General features: G+C 69.4%; 15 protein-coding genes and 1 tRNA gene. 6 read left to right on the top strand and 10 right to left on the bottom strand.

Annotated features, from left to right (window positions below):
- Both ACTOWL_RS07595 and ACTOWL_RS07590 read right to left on the bottom strand, forming a co-directional pair.
- Positions 1-950 (bottom strand): calcium-binding protein (locus tag ACTOWL_RS07595; protein ID WP_441320596.1); only part of this gene is annotated, 950 nt, incomplete at its 3' end.
- A 52-nt stretch (positions 951-1002) separates the two neighbouring features.
- Positions 1003-5133, bottom strand: coding sequence for a beta strand repeat-containing protein (locus tag ACTOWL_RS07590; RefSeq protein WP_441320595.1), 4131 nt, complete (start codon positions 5131-5133; stop codon positions 1003-1005).
- Positions 5134-5417: 284 nt separating this feature from the next.
- Between ACTOWL_RS07590 and ACTOWL_RS07585 the strand changes: the two genes are divergently transcribed.
- The 4 genes from ACTOWL_RS07585 to ACTOWL_RS07570 all read left to right on the top strand — a co-directional run bounded on the left by ACTOWL_RS07585 (position 5418) and on the right by ACTOWL_RS07570 (position 9117).
- Positions 5418-6077: a hypothetical protein gene (locus ACTOWL_RS07585; protein ID WP_441320594.1), complete on the top strand. Its 660-nt coding sequence runs from the start codon at positions 5418-5420 to the stop codon at positions 6075-6077.
- A 378-nt stretch (positions 6078-6455) separates the two neighbouring features.
- Entirely contained in the window at positions 6456-7265 is an 810-nt protein-coding gene (locus ACTOWL_RS07580; protein ID WP_441320593.1) for an ABC transporter permease, read from the top strand.
- Positions 7266-7300: 35 nt separating this feature from the next.
- On the top strand, positions 7301-8278 hold the full coding sequence (locus tag ACTOWL_RS07575) for an ABC transporter substrate-binding protein (protein WP_441320592.1): 978 nt from the start codon (positions 7301-7303) through the stop codon (positions 8276-8278).
- 23 nt (positions 8279-8301) lie between these two features.
- Complete coding sequence (locus ACTOWL_RS07570; RefSeq protein ID WP_441320591.1) at positions 8302-9117, top strand: ABC transporter ATP-binding protein; 816 nt, start codon at positions 8302-8304, stop codon at positions 9115-9117.
- Here ACTOWL_RS07570 and ACTOWL_RS07565 read toward each other — a convergent pair.
- The 5 genes from ACTOWL_RS07565 to ACTOWL_RS07545 all read right to left on the bottom strand — a co-directional run bounded on the left by ACTOWL_RS07565 (position 9114) and on the right by ACTOWL_RS07545 (position 13125).
- Complete coding sequence (locus ACTOWL_RS07565; RefSeq protein WP_441320590.1) at positions 9114-10385, bottom strand: alpha/beta hydrolase family protein; 1272 nt, start codon at positions 10383-10385, stop codon at positions 9114-9116. The genes ACTOWL_RS07570 and ACTOWL_RS07565 overlap by 4 nt on opposite strands.
- Positions 10386-10622: 237 nt before the next feature.
- A complete protein-coding gene (locus ACTOWL_RS07560; RefSeq protein ID WP_441320589.1) occupies positions 10623-11063 on the bottom strand; it encodes a DUF2948 family protein in 441 nt (146 codons plus the stop codon).
- A 1-nt stretch (position 11064) separates the two neighbouring features.
- Complete coding sequence (murA, locus tag ACTOWL_RS07555) at positions 11065-12348, bottom strand: UDP-N-acetylglucosamine 1-carboxyvinyltransferase (protein WP_441320588.1); 1284 nt, start codon at positions 12346-12348, stop codon at positions 11065-11067.
- 33 nt (positions 12349-12381) lie between these two features.
- Positions 12382-12927 (bottom strand): dCTP deaminase, encoded by a 546-nt coding sequence (gene dcd / locus ACTOWL_RS07550; protein WP_441320587.1) that lies wholly within the window; start codon positions 12925-12927, stop codon positions 12382-12384.
- Positions 12928-12939: 12 nt separating this feature from the next.
- Positions 12940-13125, bottom strand: a complete 186-nt coding sequence (locus ACTOWL_RS07545) for a hypothetical protein (RefSeq protein WP_441320586.1) — start codon at positions 13123-13125, stop codon at positions 12940-12942.
- A 150-nt stretch (positions 13126-13275) separates the two neighbouring features.
- On the opposite strand from ACTOWL_RS07545, the gene ACTOWL_RS07540 reads away from it, so the two are divergent.
- Together ACTOWL_RS07540 and ACTOWL_RS07535 are read left to right on the top strand one after the other, a co-directional pair.
- Positions 13276-13350, top strand: a tRNA-Thr gene (locus tag ACTOWL_RS07540).
- A gap of 295 nt (positions 13351-13645) precedes the next feature.
- Positions 13646-14416: a class I SAM-dependent methyltransferase gene (locus ACTOWL_RS07535; protein ID WP_441320585.1), complete on the top strand. Its 771-nt coding sequence runs from the start codon at positions 13646-13648 to the stop codon at positions 14414-14416.
- Between the two features lie 15 nt (positions 14417-14431).
- Here the strand turns inward: ACTOWL_RS07535 and ACTOWL_RS07530 are convergent, their stop codons facing one another.
- The 3 genes from ACTOWL_RS07530 to ACTOWL_RS07520 form a co-directional block, all read right to left on the bottom strand.
- Complete coding sequence (locus ACTOWL_RS07530) at positions 14432-14644, bottom strand: hypothetical protein (RefSeq protein WP_441320584.1); 213 nt, start codon at positions 14642-14644, stop codon at positions 14432-14434.
- 367 nt (positions 14645-15011) lie between these two features.
- A complete protein-coding gene (locus ACTOWL_RS07525; RefSeq protein ID WP_441320583.1) occupies positions 15012-16595 on the bottom strand; it encodes a cisplatin damage response ATP-dependent DNA ligase in 1584 nt (527 codons plus the stop codon).
- Entirely contained in the window at positions 16592-17608 is a 1017-nt protein-coding gene (locus tag ACTOWL_RS07520; protein ID WP_441320582.1) for a ligase-associated DNA damage response exonuclease, read from the bottom strand. Before ACTOWL_RS07520 ends, ACTOWL_RS07525 begins: the two co-directional genes overlap by 4 nt.
- Positions 17609-17634: the final 26 nt, after the last annotated feature.

The following is a 17634-nucleotide window of genomic DNA, read 5'->3' as shown; positions in this document are numbered from 1 at the left end:
TCGCCGCCATTGATGGCGTCGGCACCGCCATAGCTGGCGATCTGGTCGTTGCCGCCGCCGCCGTCGATGGCATTGGCCCCGGCATTGCCGCGCAGGGTGTCGCCGAAGGCCGAGCCGGTCAGGTTCTCGATGCTCTGCAGCGTGTCGCCCAGGGCGTCGCCGCCCGTGCCGGCGCCGGTCCGCAGATCGGCGGTGACCGCCGCGGCCGAGCCGTCGTACGAGGCCGTGTCGATGCCGGTGCCGCCGTCGAGGACGTCGGCGCCGGCGCCGCCGGTGAGGTTGTTGTTGGCCGTGTTGCCGGTCAGGGTGTCGGCGAAGGCCGAGCCGATGAGGTTCTCGATGTCGGTCAGCGTGTCGCCCGCGGCGTCGCCGCCCGTGCCGGTGCCGGTCGTCAGGTCGACCTGCACGCCGGCGGTGGACCGGACATAGGTCGCCGTGTCGGTGCCGGCGCCGCCCCGCAGGGTATCGGCGCTGGTCCCGCCATCGAGCAGGTCGTTTCCGTCCTGGCCCTCGAGGATGTCGGCACCGCCATAGCCGGTAATCTGGTCGTTGCCGCCCCCGCCGAGGAGCGTGTCGAAGCCGCCGCCACCACCGTCCAGGGTGTTCGCCCCGCCGTCGCCGACCAGGAAGTCGCTGAGGGATGAGCCGATGAGATTCTCGATCCCGATCAGCGTGTCACCCTGGGCGTCGCCGTTCGAGCCGCCACCGCTCTGCAGGTTGACCGAGACCGATGCCGAGCCCTGGTAGTCGGCCGTGTCGACGCCGTCGCCGCCCTCCATGATGTCGGCGCCGGCCCCGCCGCGGAGCGTGTCGTTGCCGTTAAGGCCGAAGAGTCTGTCGTTGCCGGCGAGGCCATCGATGATGTCGATGCCGTCGGGGTTGGCCGGATCGCCCGGATTGGTGCCGCTGAGACTGTCGGCGCCGGGGGTGCCGTTGATGATCTTGGTCACGGAAGCCTCCTGTCTGTCGGGTCGGCGCGCCTCGCGATGACGAGGGTGGCGGCTACAGCACGAAATCCGCCACGGTCAGCGCATGGTCGGAAAACACGGTGATGATCGAGTCCTCCACCCGGTTGCCGCTGGTCTCGAGATAGACGCCGTAGCGGCCGTCGCCGAAGGCCAGCACCCGGACCTGGCCGGCGGCGGTGAAGGCGCCGGTGCCGAAGGCGAAGGCGGTGTCGCCGGGGCCGGCGCCGTTGGCGTCGATCGCCGACAGGTCGATCCTGTCGCCGGTGGCGAAGTCCCGGATCGTGTCCTTGCCGGCGGCCGCCACGGTGCTGTCGCCGATCGCTGCATAGACGAAGCGGTCGGCGCCGGCCCCGCCCTTCAGCACATCGGCGCCGCCGCCGCCCGTGAGCACGTCGCCGCCGCCCATGCCCCACAGCATGTTGGCGCCGGCATTGCCGGTCAGCGTGTCGGCGAAGCCCGAGCCCAGCACCTGCTCGATGCTGCTGAAGCTGTCGCCCACGGCGTCGCCGGACACGGCTCCCGTCGCCAGGTTGACCGACACCCCGCTGCCGGAGCCGGCATAGCTCGCCGTGTCGATGCCGGCCCCGCCGATCAGCGTGTCGGACCCCGCCGCGCCTTCGAGCGTGTCGTTGCCGTCGCCGCCGTCGAGCCGGTCGTTGCCGCCACCGCCCAGGATGTTGTCGTCCCCGGCCTCGCCGAACACCTGGTCGGCCTCGCTGCCGGCGTCGACGGAGTCGTTGCCGATGCCGCCATGGATGGTGTCGATCCCGGCGCCACCGACCAGCCGGTCGGCGCCGTCGCCGCCGCTGAGAGCGTCATTGCCGGCCTCGCCGGAGAGCGCATCGTCGCCGCCATTGCCGACGAGGGTGTCGTCGCCGAGCTCGCCGCCGATGATGTTGCGCGCATCGTTGCCGGTCAGCTGGTCGGCGTTGCTCGACCCGTACAGGTTCTCGATGCCGGTCAGCGTGTCGCCGGCGGCGTCGCCGCCGGAGGTGGCGCCGGTCAGCAGGTTGATGATCACCGCCGCCGAGCCCTGGTAGTTGGCGAAGTCCGAGCCGGCGCCGCCATCGAGGGCGTCGGCGCCGGCCCCGCCGCGGAGCGTGTCATCCCCGCCCCCGCCGCTCAGCGCATTGGCGCCGCCGTCGCCGGTCAGCCGGTCGGCGAGGGTCGAGCCGACGATGTTCTCGATCGCGGTCAGCGTATCGCCCTGGGCGTCGCCGCTCGTGCCGGTGCCGGCCGCCAGGCTGACCTGCACGCCGGCGATCGAGTCCAGGTAAAACACCGTGTCGACGCCGTCGCCGCCATTGAGGATATCGGCGCCGCCATAGCCGTTGATCAGGTCGTTGCCGGCGCCGCCGGAGATGGCATTGAGCCCGGCATTGCCGCGCAGGATGTCGGCGAGGGCCGAGCCGACGATGTTCTCGATCGCGGTCAGCGTGTCGCCCTGGGCGTCGCCGCCCGTGCCGGTGCCGGTCCGCAGGTCGACCGTCACGGCGGCGGCCGAGCCGTCGTAGTAGACCGTGTCGGTGCCGTCGCCGCCGTCGAGGGCGTCGGCGCCGGCATAGCCGTTGATCAGGTCGTCGCCGGCGCCGCCGTTGATGGCATTGACCCCGGCATTGCCGCGCAGGATGTCGGCGGAGCTCGACCCGGCGAGGTTCTCGATCCCGGTCAGTGTGTCGCCCTGGGCGTCACCGCCCGCGCCGATGATGCCGGCCCGCAGGTCGGCCGTGACGCCGCTGGTCGAGCCGCTATACGCGACCGTGTCGATGCCGGCACCGCCGTCGAGGGCGTCGGCGCCGCCAAAGCCTTCGAGCAGGTCGTTGCCGGCGCTGCCGTCGAGGGCATTGATCCCGGCATCGCCGCGCAGGATGTCGCCGGAGCTGGACCCGACGAGGTTCTCGATCTGGACCAGCCTGTCGCCCTGGGCGTCGCCGCCCGTGCCGGTGCCGCTCCGCAGGTCGACCGTGACGCCGGCGGCCGAGCCGTCGTAAGAGACCGTGTCGATGCCGACTAGGCCGTAGATGGTGTCGGCACCGCCATAGCCGTTGATCAGGTCGTTGCCGCCGTTGCCGGTGAGGACATTGGCTTCGGCGTTGCCGCGCAGGATGTCGCCGAAGTCCGAGCCGATGATGTTCTCGATATCGGTCAGCCTGCTGCCCTGGGCGTCGCCGCCCGTGCCCATGCCGCTCCGCAGGTCGACCGTGACGGCGGCCGATTGGTAGTACCAGACCGTGTCGACACCGGCGCCACCGTCGAGGGTGTCGCCGCCGGCAGAGCTGTAGATCTCGTCGTTGCCGGCGCCGCCGGCGATGGTGTTGGCCCCGCCATTGCCGTGCAGGGTGTCGACGAAGGCCGAGCCGATCAGGTTCTCGATGTTCAGCAGCGTGTCGAAGCCCTCGCCCCCCGCAGCCTGGCCCTCGGACAGGCTGGCGACGACCCCGCCGGAGGACCCGGCATAGCTCACCGTGTCGTTGCCGTTGCCGCCCCGCAGCGTGTCGCCCCCGGCGCCGCCCTGGAGCAGATCGTCGCCTTCGCCGCCCAGGAGCAGATCGTCGCCAGCGCCGCCCTGGAGCACGTCGTCGCCGGCGCCGCCGTCGAGGATGTTGTTCAAACCATTGCCGATCAGGATGTCGACAAAGGCCGAACCGGTGACGTACTCGATGTTGACCAGCGTGTCGCCCTGGGCGTCGCCGCCGGAGGTCGCGCCGGTCAGCAGGTTGACCGAGACCGCCGTCGACCCCTGGTAGTCGGCCGTGTCGACGCCGGCGCCGCCATCCAGGATGTCGCCGCCGGCCCCGCCGCGGAGCGTGTCGGCGCCGGCCAGGCCGTTCAGGACGTTCACCCCCGTGTCGCCGGTCAGGGCGTCAGCGAAGGCCGAGCCGATGATGTTCTCGATGCCGGTCAGCGTGTCGCCCTCAGCGTCGCCACCCAAGCCGGTACCGCTCTGCAGGTTGACCGTGACGGCGGCGGTCGAGGTGTCGTACGAGGCCGTATCGGTGCCGGTGCCGCCGTCCAGCGTGTCGCCGCCAGCGGCGCCGGTCAGGGTGTTCGCCCCGCTATTGCCGGTCAGGGTATCGTTGAAGGCCGAGCCGACGAGATTCTCGATCCCGCTCAAGGTATCGAGCTGGGCGTCGCCGCCCGTGCCGGTGCCGTTCACCAAATTGACCGTCACGCCGGCGGCCGAGGTGCTGTACCGGGCCGTGTCGGTGCCGTCGCCGCCGTTCAGGCTGTCGGCCCCGGCGCCGCCATCGAGCACGTCGTCGCCGCCGTTGCCGACGAGACCGTCGTTGCCCCCGGCGCCGGCCAGGATGTTCGCCGCGTCGTCTCCGGTCAGGACGTCGTCAAAACCCGATCCGAGGAGATTCTCGATCCCGCTCAGGGCATCGCCCGTGGCGTCACCGCCCACGCCCCCGTTGACCACGAGGTCGACGCGCACCCCGGCGGTCGAGGTGTTGTACCCAGCGGTGTCGGAGCCCTCGCCGCCCTGCAGCTGGTCCGCCCCGCTGCCCCCGATGAGCAGGTCGTCGCCGGCACCGCCGATGAGAACGTCATTGAGACCGGCACCGTTCAGGGTGTTCGCGCCGACGTCGCCGGTCAGGGTATCGGCGAAGGCCGAGCCGACGAGATTCTCGATCCCGCTCAAGCTATCGCCGTCGGCGTCGTTGCCCACGCCGGTGCCGGTCGCCAGGTTGACCTGCACCGAGCCGTCCGCGCGGTCGTAATAGGCCGTGTCGACGCCGTCGCCGCCGATCAGGGTGTCCGCACCCGCTTCTCCGGCCAAGGCATCGTTTCCGGCCCCGCCGTCGAGGACGTTGACATCGCCAAGGCCGGCCAGAATGTCGTCGAAAGCCGAGCCGGTCAGGTTTTCGATGCTGTTCAGAACGTCCCCCTGGGCGTCGCCACCCGTTTTGGGGGCGGGATCGTACAAGAAGATGACGACCCCGGCGGTGGAGCCGGTATAGCTGGCGGTGTCGATGCCGCCGCCGCCCTGGAGGATGTCGGCGCCGGCGCCGCCCTGGAGGATGTCGTTGCCGCCCAGGCCGGAGAGCGTGTCGTTGCCGGCGAGGCCGTTGATGATGTCGATGCCGTCGGTGTTGGCCGGATCGCCCGGATTGGTGCCGTTGATGGTGTCGGGGCCGGCGGTGCCGTTGATGGTCTGGGTCACGGGACGTCCTCCTGTCTGTCGGGTCGGCGCCGCCCGTGTTGCGAGAGTGGCCGAACAGTCAAATCCGCCCGGCGGAGCCGGGCAGGTGCGGACGGTCAGGATTTAGCAGGTTTGCTGCATATCCGGGTAGGTCCAGAGTCGACAAAACCATGAGTCCAGTTGCGCCTCGGGTGTCGAAACAGACGGGCAAACGCCATCGCCGCGGCGACCGCCTCGAATGGCCGATTGCAAGTGAACACAATGTTCATTGCTTAACCTGCTGCATCTCGTTCATGATATGTTCCATGGACAGGACGCAATCCGACTCCGACGAGATCAAGCCGACCGACCCCGACATGAAGTGGACGGGGTGGGCGCTGGACAAGCTGCGCGAGATCGTCGACCTGGACATCACCACCAAGCGGGCGACCGTGCGCGAGCAGGAGCGGATCCTGCGCGGCGCGGAGATGCCGGACTACCCGCTGATGCAGTCGCGGCTGTCGCGGTCGGTGCGGCTGTCGATCGCGATGACCGAGCGGATCCGCGCCGACTACCTGATGCGCCGGACCAAGCGGACCGAGTCGGGCGAGCAGGAGCGCCGCCGGCAGAAGCGGGAGCAGGCTGCCGAATCCATCGCCAAGGCGGTGGCGGCGCCCGACGAGCCCGAGGACGTCGAACGCGTGCGGTCGATGGTGTGGGAGTCGCTGGTCGAGGACGAGATCCTGGACGTGCAGTTGGACACCTTGTCGCCCGAGGAGTTCCTGCGCGAGGTCTGCCGCAAGATCGGCCGCATGCCGCCTTCGGCCCCTCCGCCGCAGGGCTGGGACGACACCATCGACCTGCCCGGCCCGAGCGTGGAATGCGTCGCCGCTTCCTCTCTGCCCGGGGACGGCTGGGCCGAGCCGCCGGACGAATCCGCGGACGGCCATCCGCCGCCCAGGCTGCCGAAGCCGGACAGCAGTTGAGGGCTGCTCTGAAGAGTTCCTTTCACCACGACGAAGCGGATTGTTTTTTGCCTCTCCCGTTTACGCGAGAGGTCGGAGGCGCTTGCGCCTCCGGGTGAGGGGGTTTCGTCGAGGCCTGGGCCCGCCCTCACCCGGTCGTCCTGCGGACGCCCGACCTCTCCCGCCAGGCGGGAGAGGCAATCTGTTCGCATACTTGCGGTTGGTCTCACTGATCGGAAGATGTGTGAATCCCGTAGCCCGCGGGGGAAGGGAGAGTGGAAGGAAGGGGCTCAGCCTCCCACTTCCCCCTCTTGACCCCTGCCCCGGTCCACAGCAGGATTTTAACCAACGGGTTAATTTCTGCCGGGCCGATCCGAAGCCCGGGACCGGGAGACGCCGATGGGATCGCGCAGCGCCCGCGACCGCGCTTTTGGCCTGCTGCAGGCGGGCTGGATCCGGCCCGTCATCCTGCTGCTGATCATCATCGTGCTGTGGGACCTGGCGATCCGAGTCTTCCGCCTGCCGCCCTACCAGGTACCGGCGCCCTGGGACGTGATCGTCACCCTGTGGCGCGACGGGCCGGAGCTGCTGTCGCAGGCGGTGCCCACCACCGTCGCGACCGTGCTGGGCTTCCTGCTGTCGGCCGCGATCGGCATCCCGACCGCGATGCTGATCGCCGGGTCTCGCACGGTCGAGGCCTATGTCTACCCGCTGCTGGTGTTCTCGCAATCGATCCCGAAGGTGGCGATCGCGCCGCTCTTCGTCGTCTGGTTCGGCTTCGGGCTCGAGCCCAAGGTGATCTCGGCCTTCCTGCTCGGTGTGTTCCCGGTGGTGGTCTCGGCGGTGCAGGGCTTCAAGTCGCTCGACCCCGACACGCTCGACCTGGCCCGGGCCATGGCCGCCAGCCGCTGGCAGGTGTTCCGCATGGTCGGGCTGCCTTCGGCGATGCCGGCGATCTTCTCCGGCCTCAAGGTCTCGGTCACGCTGGCGGTGGTCGGCGCCGTGGTCGGCGAGTTCGTCGGCGCCAATTCCGGCATCGGCTTCGTGCTGCAGCGCTCGATCGGCAATTTCGAGCTGCCCACCATGTTCGCGGCGCTGGTGATCCTGGCGCTGCTCGGCGTCATCCTGTTCTGGCTGGTCGATGTGGTCGAACGCCTGGTCATCCCGTGGCACGCCAGCCGGCGCCGGGACCTGATCGTCGCCGCCTGACGCGGCACACACACAGACAACAGGGGGAGGAAACCATGATCCGGAGCCTGCTGATCGCCCTCGGCATCCTGCTCGCGGCCGGCTCGGCCCAGGCGGCCGACAAGGTCGTGCTGATGCTGAACTGGTACGTCTATGGCGAGCACACGCCGTTCTTCTACGGCAAGGCCAAGGGCTTCTACGCCGACCAGGGCATCGACCTGGAGATCCAGGAGGGCCGCGGCTCGGCCATGACCGCCCAGGCGGTGGCCGCCGGCACCGTCGGCTTCGGCTATTTCGACGTGCCGACCATGATCAAGGCCGCGGCCAAGGGCGCGCCGCTGGTCTCGGTCGGGGTGCTGCTGCAGAAGAGCCCGATGTCGGTGATGGGCTTCACCGACAAGGCCATCCGCAAGCCGGAGGACATCAAGGGCAAGACCGTGGCCACCACGCCGGGCGATTCGATGTCGCAGATCTGGCCCTTCTTCCTGCAGAAGACCGGGCTGAAGGAGAGCGACTTCAAGACCGTCTCCGGCGACGCCCAGACCAAGCTGAACGCCGTGATCAACGGCCAGGCCGACCTGCTGCTGGGCTATTCGATGGACCAGAGCATGAAGATCAAGGACGCCACCGGCAAGGACGTGTACCCGATCATGTTCGCCGATTACGGGGTCAACATGGTGTCCTCCGGCATCGTCGTGCAGAAGGACCTGCTGACCGAGAATCCCGACCTGATCCGCCGCTTCATGGCCGCCACGACCCAGTCGATCGAGGCGGCCGAGAAGGCGCCGGCCGAGGCCACCGCGGCGGTGCTGGCCGCCCTGCCCAAGGCCGGCAAGCCGGACACGCTGCAGGAGGGCTTCGAGCGCACCATCCCGCTGTACCGGACCGAGGAGACGCAAGGCCAGCGGCCGTTCCGCGTCACCGACGCCAACATGGCCGAGACCGTGAAGCTGCTGGTCGAATATGGCGGCGTCGCCGCCGACGCGGCAACCGACCCGAAGGCGTTCTACACCAACGACTTCCTGCCGAAGTGAGTGGGGGCGAAGTGAGCGGGAGCATGAGCCGGGCGGGCCTGCAGGTGGTCGAGACGGCGGAGGCGGCGCGAACCGCCGTCATCGCCGTCGAAGGCGTGTCGAAGACCTATCGCGGCCGCGACGGCGAGGTGCCGTCGCTGGCGCCGCTCGACTTCACCATCGACGAGGGCGAGTTCCTGGTGCTGGTCGGCCCGTCCGGCTGCGGCAAGTCCACGCTGCTGCGCATGATCGCCGGCCTGCTGCCGCCCAGCACCGGCCGGATCCGGCTCGGCGGCCGCACGGTCGACCGGCCGCATGGCGACGCCGGCATCGTGTTCCAGAACGCGCTGCTGCTGCCGTGGCGCAACGTGCTGGCCAACGTGATGATGCCGGCCGAGGTCAAGCGCCTGCCCCGCGCCGCGCATCTGGAACGGGCGCACCGGCTGCTGCGCATGGTCGGGCTGGAGGGGTTCGAGGCCAAGCTGCCCTGGCAGCTGTCCGGCGGCATGCAGCAGCGGGTGTCGCTGTGCCGGGCGCTGGTGACCGACCCGTCGATCGTGCTGATGGACGAACCCTTCGGCGCGCTCGACGCCATGACGCGGGAGCGGATGAATGTCGAGCTGCAGCGGATCCAGCGCGAGACCCGCAAGACCATCCTCTTGATTACCCATTCGATCCCGGAGGCGGTGTTCCTGGCCGACCGGGTGCTGGTGATGACCGAACGGCCGGGGTCGATCGCGGCGATCTACGAGGTGCCTTTGCCGAAGCCGCGCTCGCTCGACATCATGGGCGACCCGCGCTTCGTCGAGCTGACCCAGCGCATCCGCGGCCATTTCCGCGCCCAGGGCGGGCTGGACTAGGGGCGGGCCGCCGGGTCGAGATGGATCAGGCTGAGCCCCGCTGCCGTACGCTTGCGGAAGCCCCTCCAATAGGTGTGCTCCGGCTTGAAGCTGCCGTCCGCATTCGCCGCCCAGACACCGTCGCCGGAGTTCTCGACGAGCGAGAGATAGGCGTCCATCGACGTGTCGCCCTTCAGCTCCTTGCCGAGGAAGGCGGTCACGAAATGCTGCAGGATGTTGTTCATCCGCACCGTGTCCCAGACCGGGTCAGCGTAGTGGTCGAACGGCGCGAAGCCGAGCTTCGCGGACATCGCCCAGGATTCCGCCGGCGCCGGCATCGGCGCGGCGGCGTTGTGGTTGGCGTTCGCGAAGGTCAGCAGATAGCGGTCGGCGTGGACGCTCTGCTCGAAGATCTTCTTCACGCCGGTCTCGTAGCCCGACACGTCGTCGACGCTGCCGGCGACGAAGAAGATGGGCTTCCGGACCCCGGCCAGCCCGGCGGCGTCCCAGTAGCCGCGCTCCATGCCCCAGGGCGCGAGGGCGACGACGGCCTTGATCCGCGGGTCGATGAGCTTCTCGTGGCTTGCCGAACCGGCGAGGTGGATGGCGAGGGTGCCCGCCGGCGCCCCCGATTCCAGCTCGGTCGCCGCCCTGGTGACGCCGCCCCCGGCGGTGATGACGGCGCCGTAGCCGCCCATGGAATAGCCGATGACGGCGGCGTTCGAGGCATCGACCAGGCCCGCCAGGAAATGGCCGCTCTCGCCCGAGAGCCGCGCCATCTCGTCGAGCACGAATTTCTGATCGAGCGGGCGGTTGACCAGCGTCGAGCCGAACTTCCCCTGGTCGCTGTAGGTCGAATCCGTATGGTCGATGGAGGCAACGACATAGCCCTTCGTCGCCAGGTTCTCAGCGAGGGGGCTGAGCAGGAAGCGGTTGCCGGGATAGCCGTGCGAGATGATGACCAGCGGATAGCCGGCCGCTGCGGGCGTCTTCGGCGCCGCGTCGCGCAAGGCCGTGCCGTGCAGCGTCACCCGGGTTTCGCCGTCGCGCAGGAACACGCCGGTGTAGTCGCCGCCCTCGGCGCCGGCGGGGATCTCGGCGGGGTACCAGATTTCGACCGTCAGCTTGCGGTCGTAGTGCGGGATGGGCTTGCCGGCCTCGACATGGACGATGTCCGGCTGGTCGGGGTGGACGAGGTCGATCGTGCGCACGCCGATCGCGAAAGCGCCGCGCGCCGCCAGCTGCGGGGCGTCGGGCCGGACCAGGTCGATGCGGTTGTCCTCGGCCATGACCCCGTGCCCCTGGATGCTGAAAAGAACTGCGAAAAGAACGACCAGCTGTCTCATGAATCCTGCCCTCGAGTGCCGCTGCGGACGTCTCGATTCGAACTATAGTGCAGAGGCGGCAAAGTCTTGTGACGAACCGCCGGCGATGTCGCGTCCGCACAGGGGCAGGCCGCGGCCGTTCGCGCTGGAAAAGGGCTGACGGGTCGATCGGTCAGTCCGGGGCGGTCTATCCGGCTTCCGTCACTCCGGATGCTGCGGCTTCTGCGGCGTCGGCCAGGGCTCGCCGCGGTCCTCCAGCAGCACGTCGATGCCGTCGCCGGCCAGGCGCAGAGTCACGTCGCCGGCGAAGCGGAGCAGGAGCCCGCCCTCCTCCGCCGTCACCGCCAGCAGGTCCAGCATCCGCGCCCGGTCCTGCAGGTCCAGCTTGCGGCTCTGCACCGCATCGATGCCCTGGAAGCGCACGCCGCACAGGGTGCGCTGCCAGATCTCCTGGCCGTCGACCAGCTGCGCCGGCTGCTCCCAGCAGAACCGGTTCAGCGCCATGACGAAGCAGCGCTCGGGCCGCAGGAAGGTGATGTCGTGCACCGGCACGATCGCGTCCTGCAGCGCCGCGGACAGCACCGCGAGGTCGTCCGCGTCGCGGGCGCGCAGGCGCAGGGGGACGGTCGTGTCGGCGGCCATCTCAGTCGCTCTTCAGCCGGGTGATGTCGGCGCCGCAGCCGGCCAGCTTCTCCTCCAGCCGCTCATAGCCGCGGTCGAGGTGGTAGACCCGGTTCAGCACCGTCTCGCCCTGGGCCACCAGCCCGGCGATGACCAGCGAGACGCTGGCGCGCAGGTCGGTCGCCATCACCGGGGCGCCGGTCAGCCTCGGCACGCCGCGCACCAGGGCCGAGGCGCCGTGCACGGTGACGTTGGCGCCCATCCGCGCCAGCTCCGGCACATGCATGAAGCGGTTCTCGAAGATCGTCTCGGTGATCATCGAGGCGCCCTTGGCCACCGTCATCAGCCCCATCATCTGGGCCTGCAGGTCGGTCGGGAAGCCGGGGTAAGGCTCGGTCATCACGTCGACGCCGACCAGGTCGCCGCTGCGGCGGACCTTGAAGCCATCGGCCGTCGGCTCGAACTCGACCCCGGCGCCGCGCAGCACGTCGGCCGCCGCCTCGATCAGGTGCAGGCTGGTGCCGACCAGCTCGACCTCGCCGCCGGTCGCGGCCGCGGCCATGACATAGGTGCCGGTCTCGATCCGGTCGGCGACGATGCGGTGGGTCGCCCGGTGCAGCCGCTCGCGGCCCTGGATCCGGACGGTGTCGGTCCCCGCCCCTTCGATCTGGGCCCCCATGGCGGTGAGGCAGGCGGCGAGGTCGACGATCTCCGGCTCGCGCGCGGCGTTGACCAGCACGGTCTCGCCGCGGGCCAGCGACGCCGCCATCATCAGGTTCTCGGTGGCGCCGACCGAGACCTTCGGGAACACGATGCGGGTGCCCTGCAGCCCGTTCGGGGCGCGGGCGTTGATATAGCCCTCGGTGACCTCGATCTCGGCGCCGAGCTGCTCCAGCCCCATGATGTGCAGGTCGACCGGCCGGCTGCCGATGGCGCAGCCTCCCGGCAGCGACACCTTGGCATGGCCCTCGCGCGCCACCAGCGGCCCGAGCACCAGCACGCTGGCGCGCATCTTCCGCACCAGGTCGTAGGGGGCGGTGGTGCTGCGGATGCGGCGGGCGGTCAGCTCGATCACCCGGCCCTGCGCCCCGTCGGAATCGGCGCCGTTCAGCGCGATCTCGACGCCGTGCTGGGCCAGCAGGGTAGCCAGGGTGGAGATGTCGACCAGATGCGGCAGGTTGGTCAGGGTCAGGGTCTCGTCCGACAGCAGCGCCGCCGCCATCAGCGGCAGCGCCGCGTTCTTCGCCCCGCTGATCGGAAGCCGGCCCTGCAGCGGACGCCCGCCGCGGATACGAATCTTGTCCATCTTGGCTCCCCCGGGCCCTGGAATGAGGTGACGCTACAGCTTCGGCAGGGTGACGCCGCGCTGGCCCATGTATTTGCCGGCCCGGTCGGCATAGGACACCTCGCAGGGCTGGTCGCCCTTGAGGAACAGGAACTGGCAGGCGCCCTCATGGGCGTAGATCTTGGCCGGCAGCGGCGTGGTGTTGGAGAACTCCAGCGTCACATTCCCCTCCCACTCCGGCTCCAGTGGCGTGACGTTGACGATGATGCCGCAGCGGGCATAGGTCGACTTGCCCAGGCAGATCACCAGCACGTCGCGCGGGATGCGGAAATACTCGACCGTGCGGGCCAAAGCGAAGCTGTTCGGCGGGATGATGCAGACCGGGCCCTTGCGCTCGACGAAGCTCTTCGGGTCGAAGTTCTTCGGGTCGACCAGGGCGCTGTCGACATTGGTGAAGACCAGGAACTCGTCCGAGACGCGGGCGTCGTAGCCATAGCTCGACAGGCCGTAGGAGATCGTGCCCTCGCGCTTCTGCCGCTCGACGAAGGGGTCGATCATCTTGTCCTGGAGCGCCCGCTCGCGGATCCAGATATCGGACATGATCGTCACGGCCTAACCCCTCGCCTCATCGTCGCGGCCGGACTCCCCGTCCTGCGCGCTCGCCTCGTCCTCGACCGCCGCCCGCCCCCGGCTCTGCGCCTTGCGCCGCGCCAGGTTGGCGCGCAGCGCCGCCGCCTCGCGCTCCTGGCGCGACGGCGATGCGGGCTTGGCGTTCGGGGGACGACGCTGATCGGTCATTTCGGCTTTGGTATGGCCGATGCGGCGGCGTTACGCAACCGGAGCGGAGGGGCGGACGGCGCGGAACGACGGTAATCGACAAGCCCCTCGGAAAAGCGCTTGCACCACCCCCGACGCTATGGCAGGTTCCGCGCCGCCTCGAACGGGCGGGCTGCCGTAGCTCAGTGGTAGAGCACTCCCTTGGTAAGGGAGAGGTCCTGAGTTCAATCCTCAGCGGCAGCACCAGCATTTTCGTTGTACTCGCGAAATGCCGGGCAGTGCCCCAGGCGTTCAATCGCAAATCCACAAGAACTGTCTTTGCCGTCCCGCCGAACCCGCCGGCCGCGGCCACGAAAATGCCCTGGTGGCGGGCGTGACAGATCTTTAGGGCCTCTCTATGATGACGGGCCAAAGCTGACACGATGATATCAGACCAGACGACGCCCATGCTTCGCGCGCCAGTTTCGCTGGTGCCGGCTGCCCTGCCTGCTCCGGGGATGGCCGGGCTGGAGCGCATTGCTGATACGATAGAGGGGGATCTATGAGTTCGGGTTCATTGGCCGAGGGCGCGCAGCCGCCGCGGGCGAAGTCAGGGGTTCCCTCGTGGCTGCGCCGCCTGTTCTCGGCGAATTCCTCCCGGCAGCGACTGCTGCTGGAGAACCAGGCGTTTGCCGCCAGCGTGCCGGCCGGCGCCCTGGTGCTCGACGCCGGGTCCGGCGAGGCCCCCTACAAGCCGCTGCTGGCGCATTGCCGTTACGAGAGCGCGGATTTCGAGCTGGTCGACAAGCCCTATGCGAAGTCCACCTATGTCTGCGATCTCAAAGCCATCCCGGTCGAAGATCAGCGCTTCGACGCCATCCTCTTCAACCAGGTGATGGAACACGTCCCCGACCCCAAGGCGGTGCTGAACGAGCTGTTCCGCGTCCTCAAGCCGGGCGGCCGGATGATCTACACCGCGCCGCTCTTCTACGAGGAGCATGAGCAGCCCTACGACTTCTACCGCTATACCCAGTTCGCCGTGCGGTATCTGTTCGAAGGCGCGGGCTTCCGGATCGATCGGCTGGACTGGCTGGAGGGCTTCTACTCGACGGTCGCCTATCAGATGAACCGGACGGCCCGGTTTCTGCCGGTCCGCCCGTCCGCCGTGGCGCCGGGTGTGCTCGGCTTCGTGCTGTCGCCCCTGATGCTGCTGCTGCGCGCGCAGATGGCCGTGCTCACCTTCCTCTTCCATTGGCTGGAGATGCGCCAGAAGGTGGTTCGCGGCTATCCGAAGAACTACATCGCGATCCTGGCCAAGCCGGCCGCCGACTAGCCGCTCCGGGAGCGCTCAGCTCGCGATGCCTGCAGCCCGCGGCAGCGGCGCCGTGCGCCCAAGGTCGCGGGCGGCGCGCTCGGCATCCGCGACGGTGCGGAAATCCTGTCCCTCGAGGTGTTGGAAGCGGGAATCGGAAGCGTAGAAGCGGAAGCCGCGCTTCTGGGCGACGACAATACCAATCGCCTCGCCCGCGACCTCGATCGTGAACGCTTCGGAACGAACCATGATGGACCTCTGCGGAGACGGCGCTTGGCGCGCCGGGCAATGACGGGAGCGACGGAGGAACAGGACGGCAAAGCCGTCAGTTCCGCCATCGCCCGGCCGGGTGATCCGAGGTCGGGAGGGGCAGTCCGGTGCAGCTTGCCAACACGTCATCCTTCCGTGTCCTTGCCGCGTCCCTCCGAAGAAAGCGCGCAGCTCCTCGCCCTTCGCTGGGCGCGACTCGTCTGCTGGCATCAAGTGCTCGGCGGCCTTCATGAGGGGTCGCTCTTGCCGCCGACCCTCGCGCAGCGGGCGATGACTGTCAACGCTTAATACGCGGGCAATGTGCATAAAATTCATTGTCAAGTGAAAGTGACGTTAAATCGAAGTATTACTCGACGATCATTCGTTCCAGCGTGTCCAGCCGGTCGGCCTCCGCCGCCGGCTTGTCCCAGCGAATGCGGTGGATTCGGGGGAATCGCATCGCGACTCCGGATTTGTGGCGGGTGGAGCGGTGGACGCTGTCGAAGGCGACCTCCAGCACCAGACGCGGCTCGACCTCGCGCACCGGGCCGAAGCGCTTGACCGTGTGGCTGCGCACCCAGCGGTCGAGCTGGGCCAGCTCCTCGTCGGTGAAGCCGAAATAGGCCTTGCCCACCGGCACCAGCCGCTCGCCCTCCGCCTCGCTGCGCCAAGTGCCGAAGGTGTAATCGGAGTAGAAGGAGGAGCGCTTGCCGTGGCCGCGCTGTGCGTACATCAGCACGGTGTCGAGGGTCAGCGCCCCGCGCTTCCATTTGAACCACGGCCCCTTCGGCCGGCCGGCGACATAGTCGCTGTCGCCGCGCTTCAGCATCAGCCCCTCGATCGCCTGGGCCCGGGCGTTGTCGCGCAGCGTGGCCAACTCGTCCCAGCTCTCGAACGGGATCATCGGCGACAGGTCCATGCGCGCCGGCCGCTCCCGCCCGATCCAGGACTCGAGCCGCACCCGGCGGGCGTCGAGGGGCAGCGGCCGCAGATCCTCCTCGCCCTCGAACAGGATGTCGTAGAGCCGCACCCAGGCCGGGTATTCCTCCATCATCCGGGCCGAGATCGCCTTGCGGTTCAGCCGCTGCTGCAGGTCGTTGAACGGGGCGACGACCCCGTCCCGCGCCACCAGCAGCTCGCCGTCCAGCACGGCGTGGAAGCGGATGGTGTCGGCGAGGTCCGGGAAGGCGCCGGTGACGTCGTCGCCGCTGCGCGAATAGATCCGCGGCGGCCGGTCGCCGCGGCCGACCACCTGCACCCGGATGCCGTCCCATTTCCATTCGGCCCGGTAGGCGGCGGGGTCCAGCCCGGCGATGTCCTCGGCCTCGAGCGGATGGGCCAGCATCAGCGGCCGGAAGGTGGCGCGGTCGCCGATCTCCGGCTTCGGCCCCTGCCCCGACAGCCAGACGAACAGCTCCTCGTAAGGGGGCTCCAGCGCGTGCCACAGCTCCTCGATGTCGTCGACCGGCTGGCCGCCCCATTCCGCCAGAGCCACCTTGGCGAGCCTGGCCGAGACGCCGATCCGCAGCGCCCCGGTGATGAGCTTGAGGAGGGCGAAGCGCTCCGACGCCCCCAGGGCATCGAGCCAGCGCTCGACCAGCAGCGGCGCCGCGGCGCGCGAGGTGGCCCGCAACTCTTCCACCACCTCGGTGATGGTCGGCTCGCGGTTGGCTCCGGGCTTCCACGGCCAGATCAGGGCGACGGTCTCGGCCAGGTCGCCGACGAAGTCGTAGGACCAGCCGAACAGCGCCTCGTCGACCCGCTCGATGGTCAGGTTGCGGATGGTCGAGGCCTTGGCGGCAGCGAAGGTCAGGTTGCCGGTCAGCGCCGCCAGGGCCCAGCCGCGATCGGGGTCCGGCGTGTGCTCGAAATAGTCGGTCAGCAGCCGGATCTTGCCGTTGCGCGACGGCATGTAGACCAAGCCTTCGATCAATGCGGCGAAGGCCTTCATGCGCTGTCGTCCTCCTCGAAGCCGATCAGCGCCAGGGCCCGGGCGGCGCGGCCCGACTTGCGGACCTGGTGGATCAGCGCCTCCTCCCTTCCATGGGTGACCCAGACCTCGCCGGCTTGAACCTCCTCGATGGTGGCGCAGAGATCGTCCCAGTCGGCGTGGTCGGAGATGATCAGCGGCAGCTCGACCCCGCCCTGCCGGGCGCGCTGGCGCACCCGCATCCAGCCCGAGGCCGCGGCCACCACCGGGTCCGGCAGGCGCCGCGACCAGCGGTCCGCACTGGCCGAGGGGGGCGCCAGCACGATCTGCCCGGCCAGCTCGGCCTTCGACGCCTCGGTGGCCGGCAGCAGCGGCCCGAGCGGCACGCCGAGCGATTCGTACAGCTCGCACAGCGCCTGCAGCGCGCCATGGATGTAGATCGGCCGGTCCCAGCCGGCCTGGCGCAGCAGGCGGATCACCCGCTGGGCCTTGCCGAGGGCATAGACGCCGACGAGATGCGACCGTTCCGGGAACAGGGCGACGGAGTGCAGCAGCTTGCCGATCTCGGCCCCGTCCGGCGGGTGGCGGAACACCGGCAGGCCGAAGGTCGCCTCGGTGACGAAGACGTCGCAGACCACCGGCTGGAACGGCAGGCAGGTCTGGTCCGGCCGGCGCTTGTAGTCGCCGGACAGGACGACCCGGCTGCCGGCGTGCTCCAGCACGATCTGGGCCGAGCCCAGCACATGCCCGGCCGGCACGAAGGTGACGTCGACCTCGCCGATCCGCTGGGTCTCGCCCAGCGCCGCCGGCTGCAGGCTGCGGCCGGCCTCGTCGCCATACCGGGCGCGCATGATCGCCAGCGTCTCCGCCGTCGCCAGCACCGCGCGGTTGTTGGGCCGGGCGTGATCGGAATGGCCATGGGTGACCAGCGCCCGCTCGACCGGCCGCACCGGGTCGACATGGAAGCCGCCGGGCACCACCAGCAGGCCCTCGGGCTGGATCCGGATCCACTGGTCGGGGCGCGGAGTCGGCATGGCCTCAAGGATATGGGACGGATCGA

It is taken from the genome of Inquilinus sp. CA228 (assembly GCF_052078665.1).
Taxonomy (GTDB): Bacteria; Pseudomonadota; Alphaproteobacteria; order DSM-16000; family Inquilinaceae; genus Inquilinus.
Note: the sequence above shows the minus strand (reverse complement) of the source record. Positions and strands in the feature narration are given on the sequence as shown.

Excerpts from the sequence above, each read along its gene's own strand:
- murA (WP_441320588.1), bottom strand. The coding sequence starts at position 12,348 with ATGGACAAGATTCGTATCCGCGGCGGGCGTCCGCTGCAGGGCCGGCTT.
- ACTOWL_RS07520 (WP_441320582.1), bottom strand. The coding sequence starts at position 17,608 with ATGCCGACTCCGCGCCCCGACCAGTGGATCCGGATCCAGCCCGAGGGC.
- ACTOWL_RS07565 (WP_441320590.1), bottom strand. The coding sequence starts at position 10,385 with ATGGCCGAGGACAACCGCATCGACCTGGTCCGGCCCGACGCCCCGCAG.
- ACTOWL_RS07525 (WP_441320583.1), bottom strand. The coding sequence starts at position 16,595 with ATGAAGGCCTTCGCCGCATTGATCGAAGGCTTGGTCTACATGCCGTCG.
- ACTOWL_RS07560 (WP_441320589.1), bottom strand. The coding sequence starts at position 11,063 with ATGGCCGCCGACACGACCGTCCCCCTGCGCCTGCGCGCCCGCGACGCG.
- ACTOWL_RS07585 (WP_441320594.1), top strand. The coding sequence starts at position 5,418 with ATGGACAGGACGCAATCCGACTCCGACGAGATCAAGCCGACCGACCCC.
- ACTOWL_RS07545 (WP_441320586.1), bottom strand. The coding sequence starts at position 13,125 with ATGACCGATCAGCGTCGTCCCCCGAACGCCAAGCCCGCATCGCCGTCG.
- ACTOWL_RS07530 (WP_441320584.1), bottom strand. The coding sequence starts at position 14,644 with ATGGTTCGTTCCGAAGCGTTCACGATCGAGGTCGCGGGCGAGGCGATT.
- ACTOWL_RS07575 (WP_441320592.1), top strand. The coding sequence starts at position 7,301 with ATGATCCGGAGCCTGCTGATCGCCCTCGGCATCCTGCTCGCGGCCGGC.
- dcd (WP_441320587.1), bottom strand. The coding sequence starts at position 12,927 with ATGTCCGATATCTGGATCCGCGAGCGGGCGCTCCAGGACAAGATGATC.
- ACTOWL_RS07535 (WP_441320585.1), top strand. The coding sequence starts at position 13,646 with ATGAGTTCGGGTTCATTGGCCGAGGGCGCGCAGCCGCCGCGGGCGAAG.
- ACTOWL_RS07580 (WP_441320593.1), top strand. The coding sequence starts at position 6,456 with ATGGGATCGCGCAGCGCCCGCGACCGCGCTTTTGGCCTGCTGCAGGCG.
- ACTOWL_RS07570 (WP_441320591.1), top strand. The coding sequence starts at position 8,302 with ATGAGCCGGGCGGGCCTGCAGGTGGTCGAGACGGCGGAGGCGGCGCGA.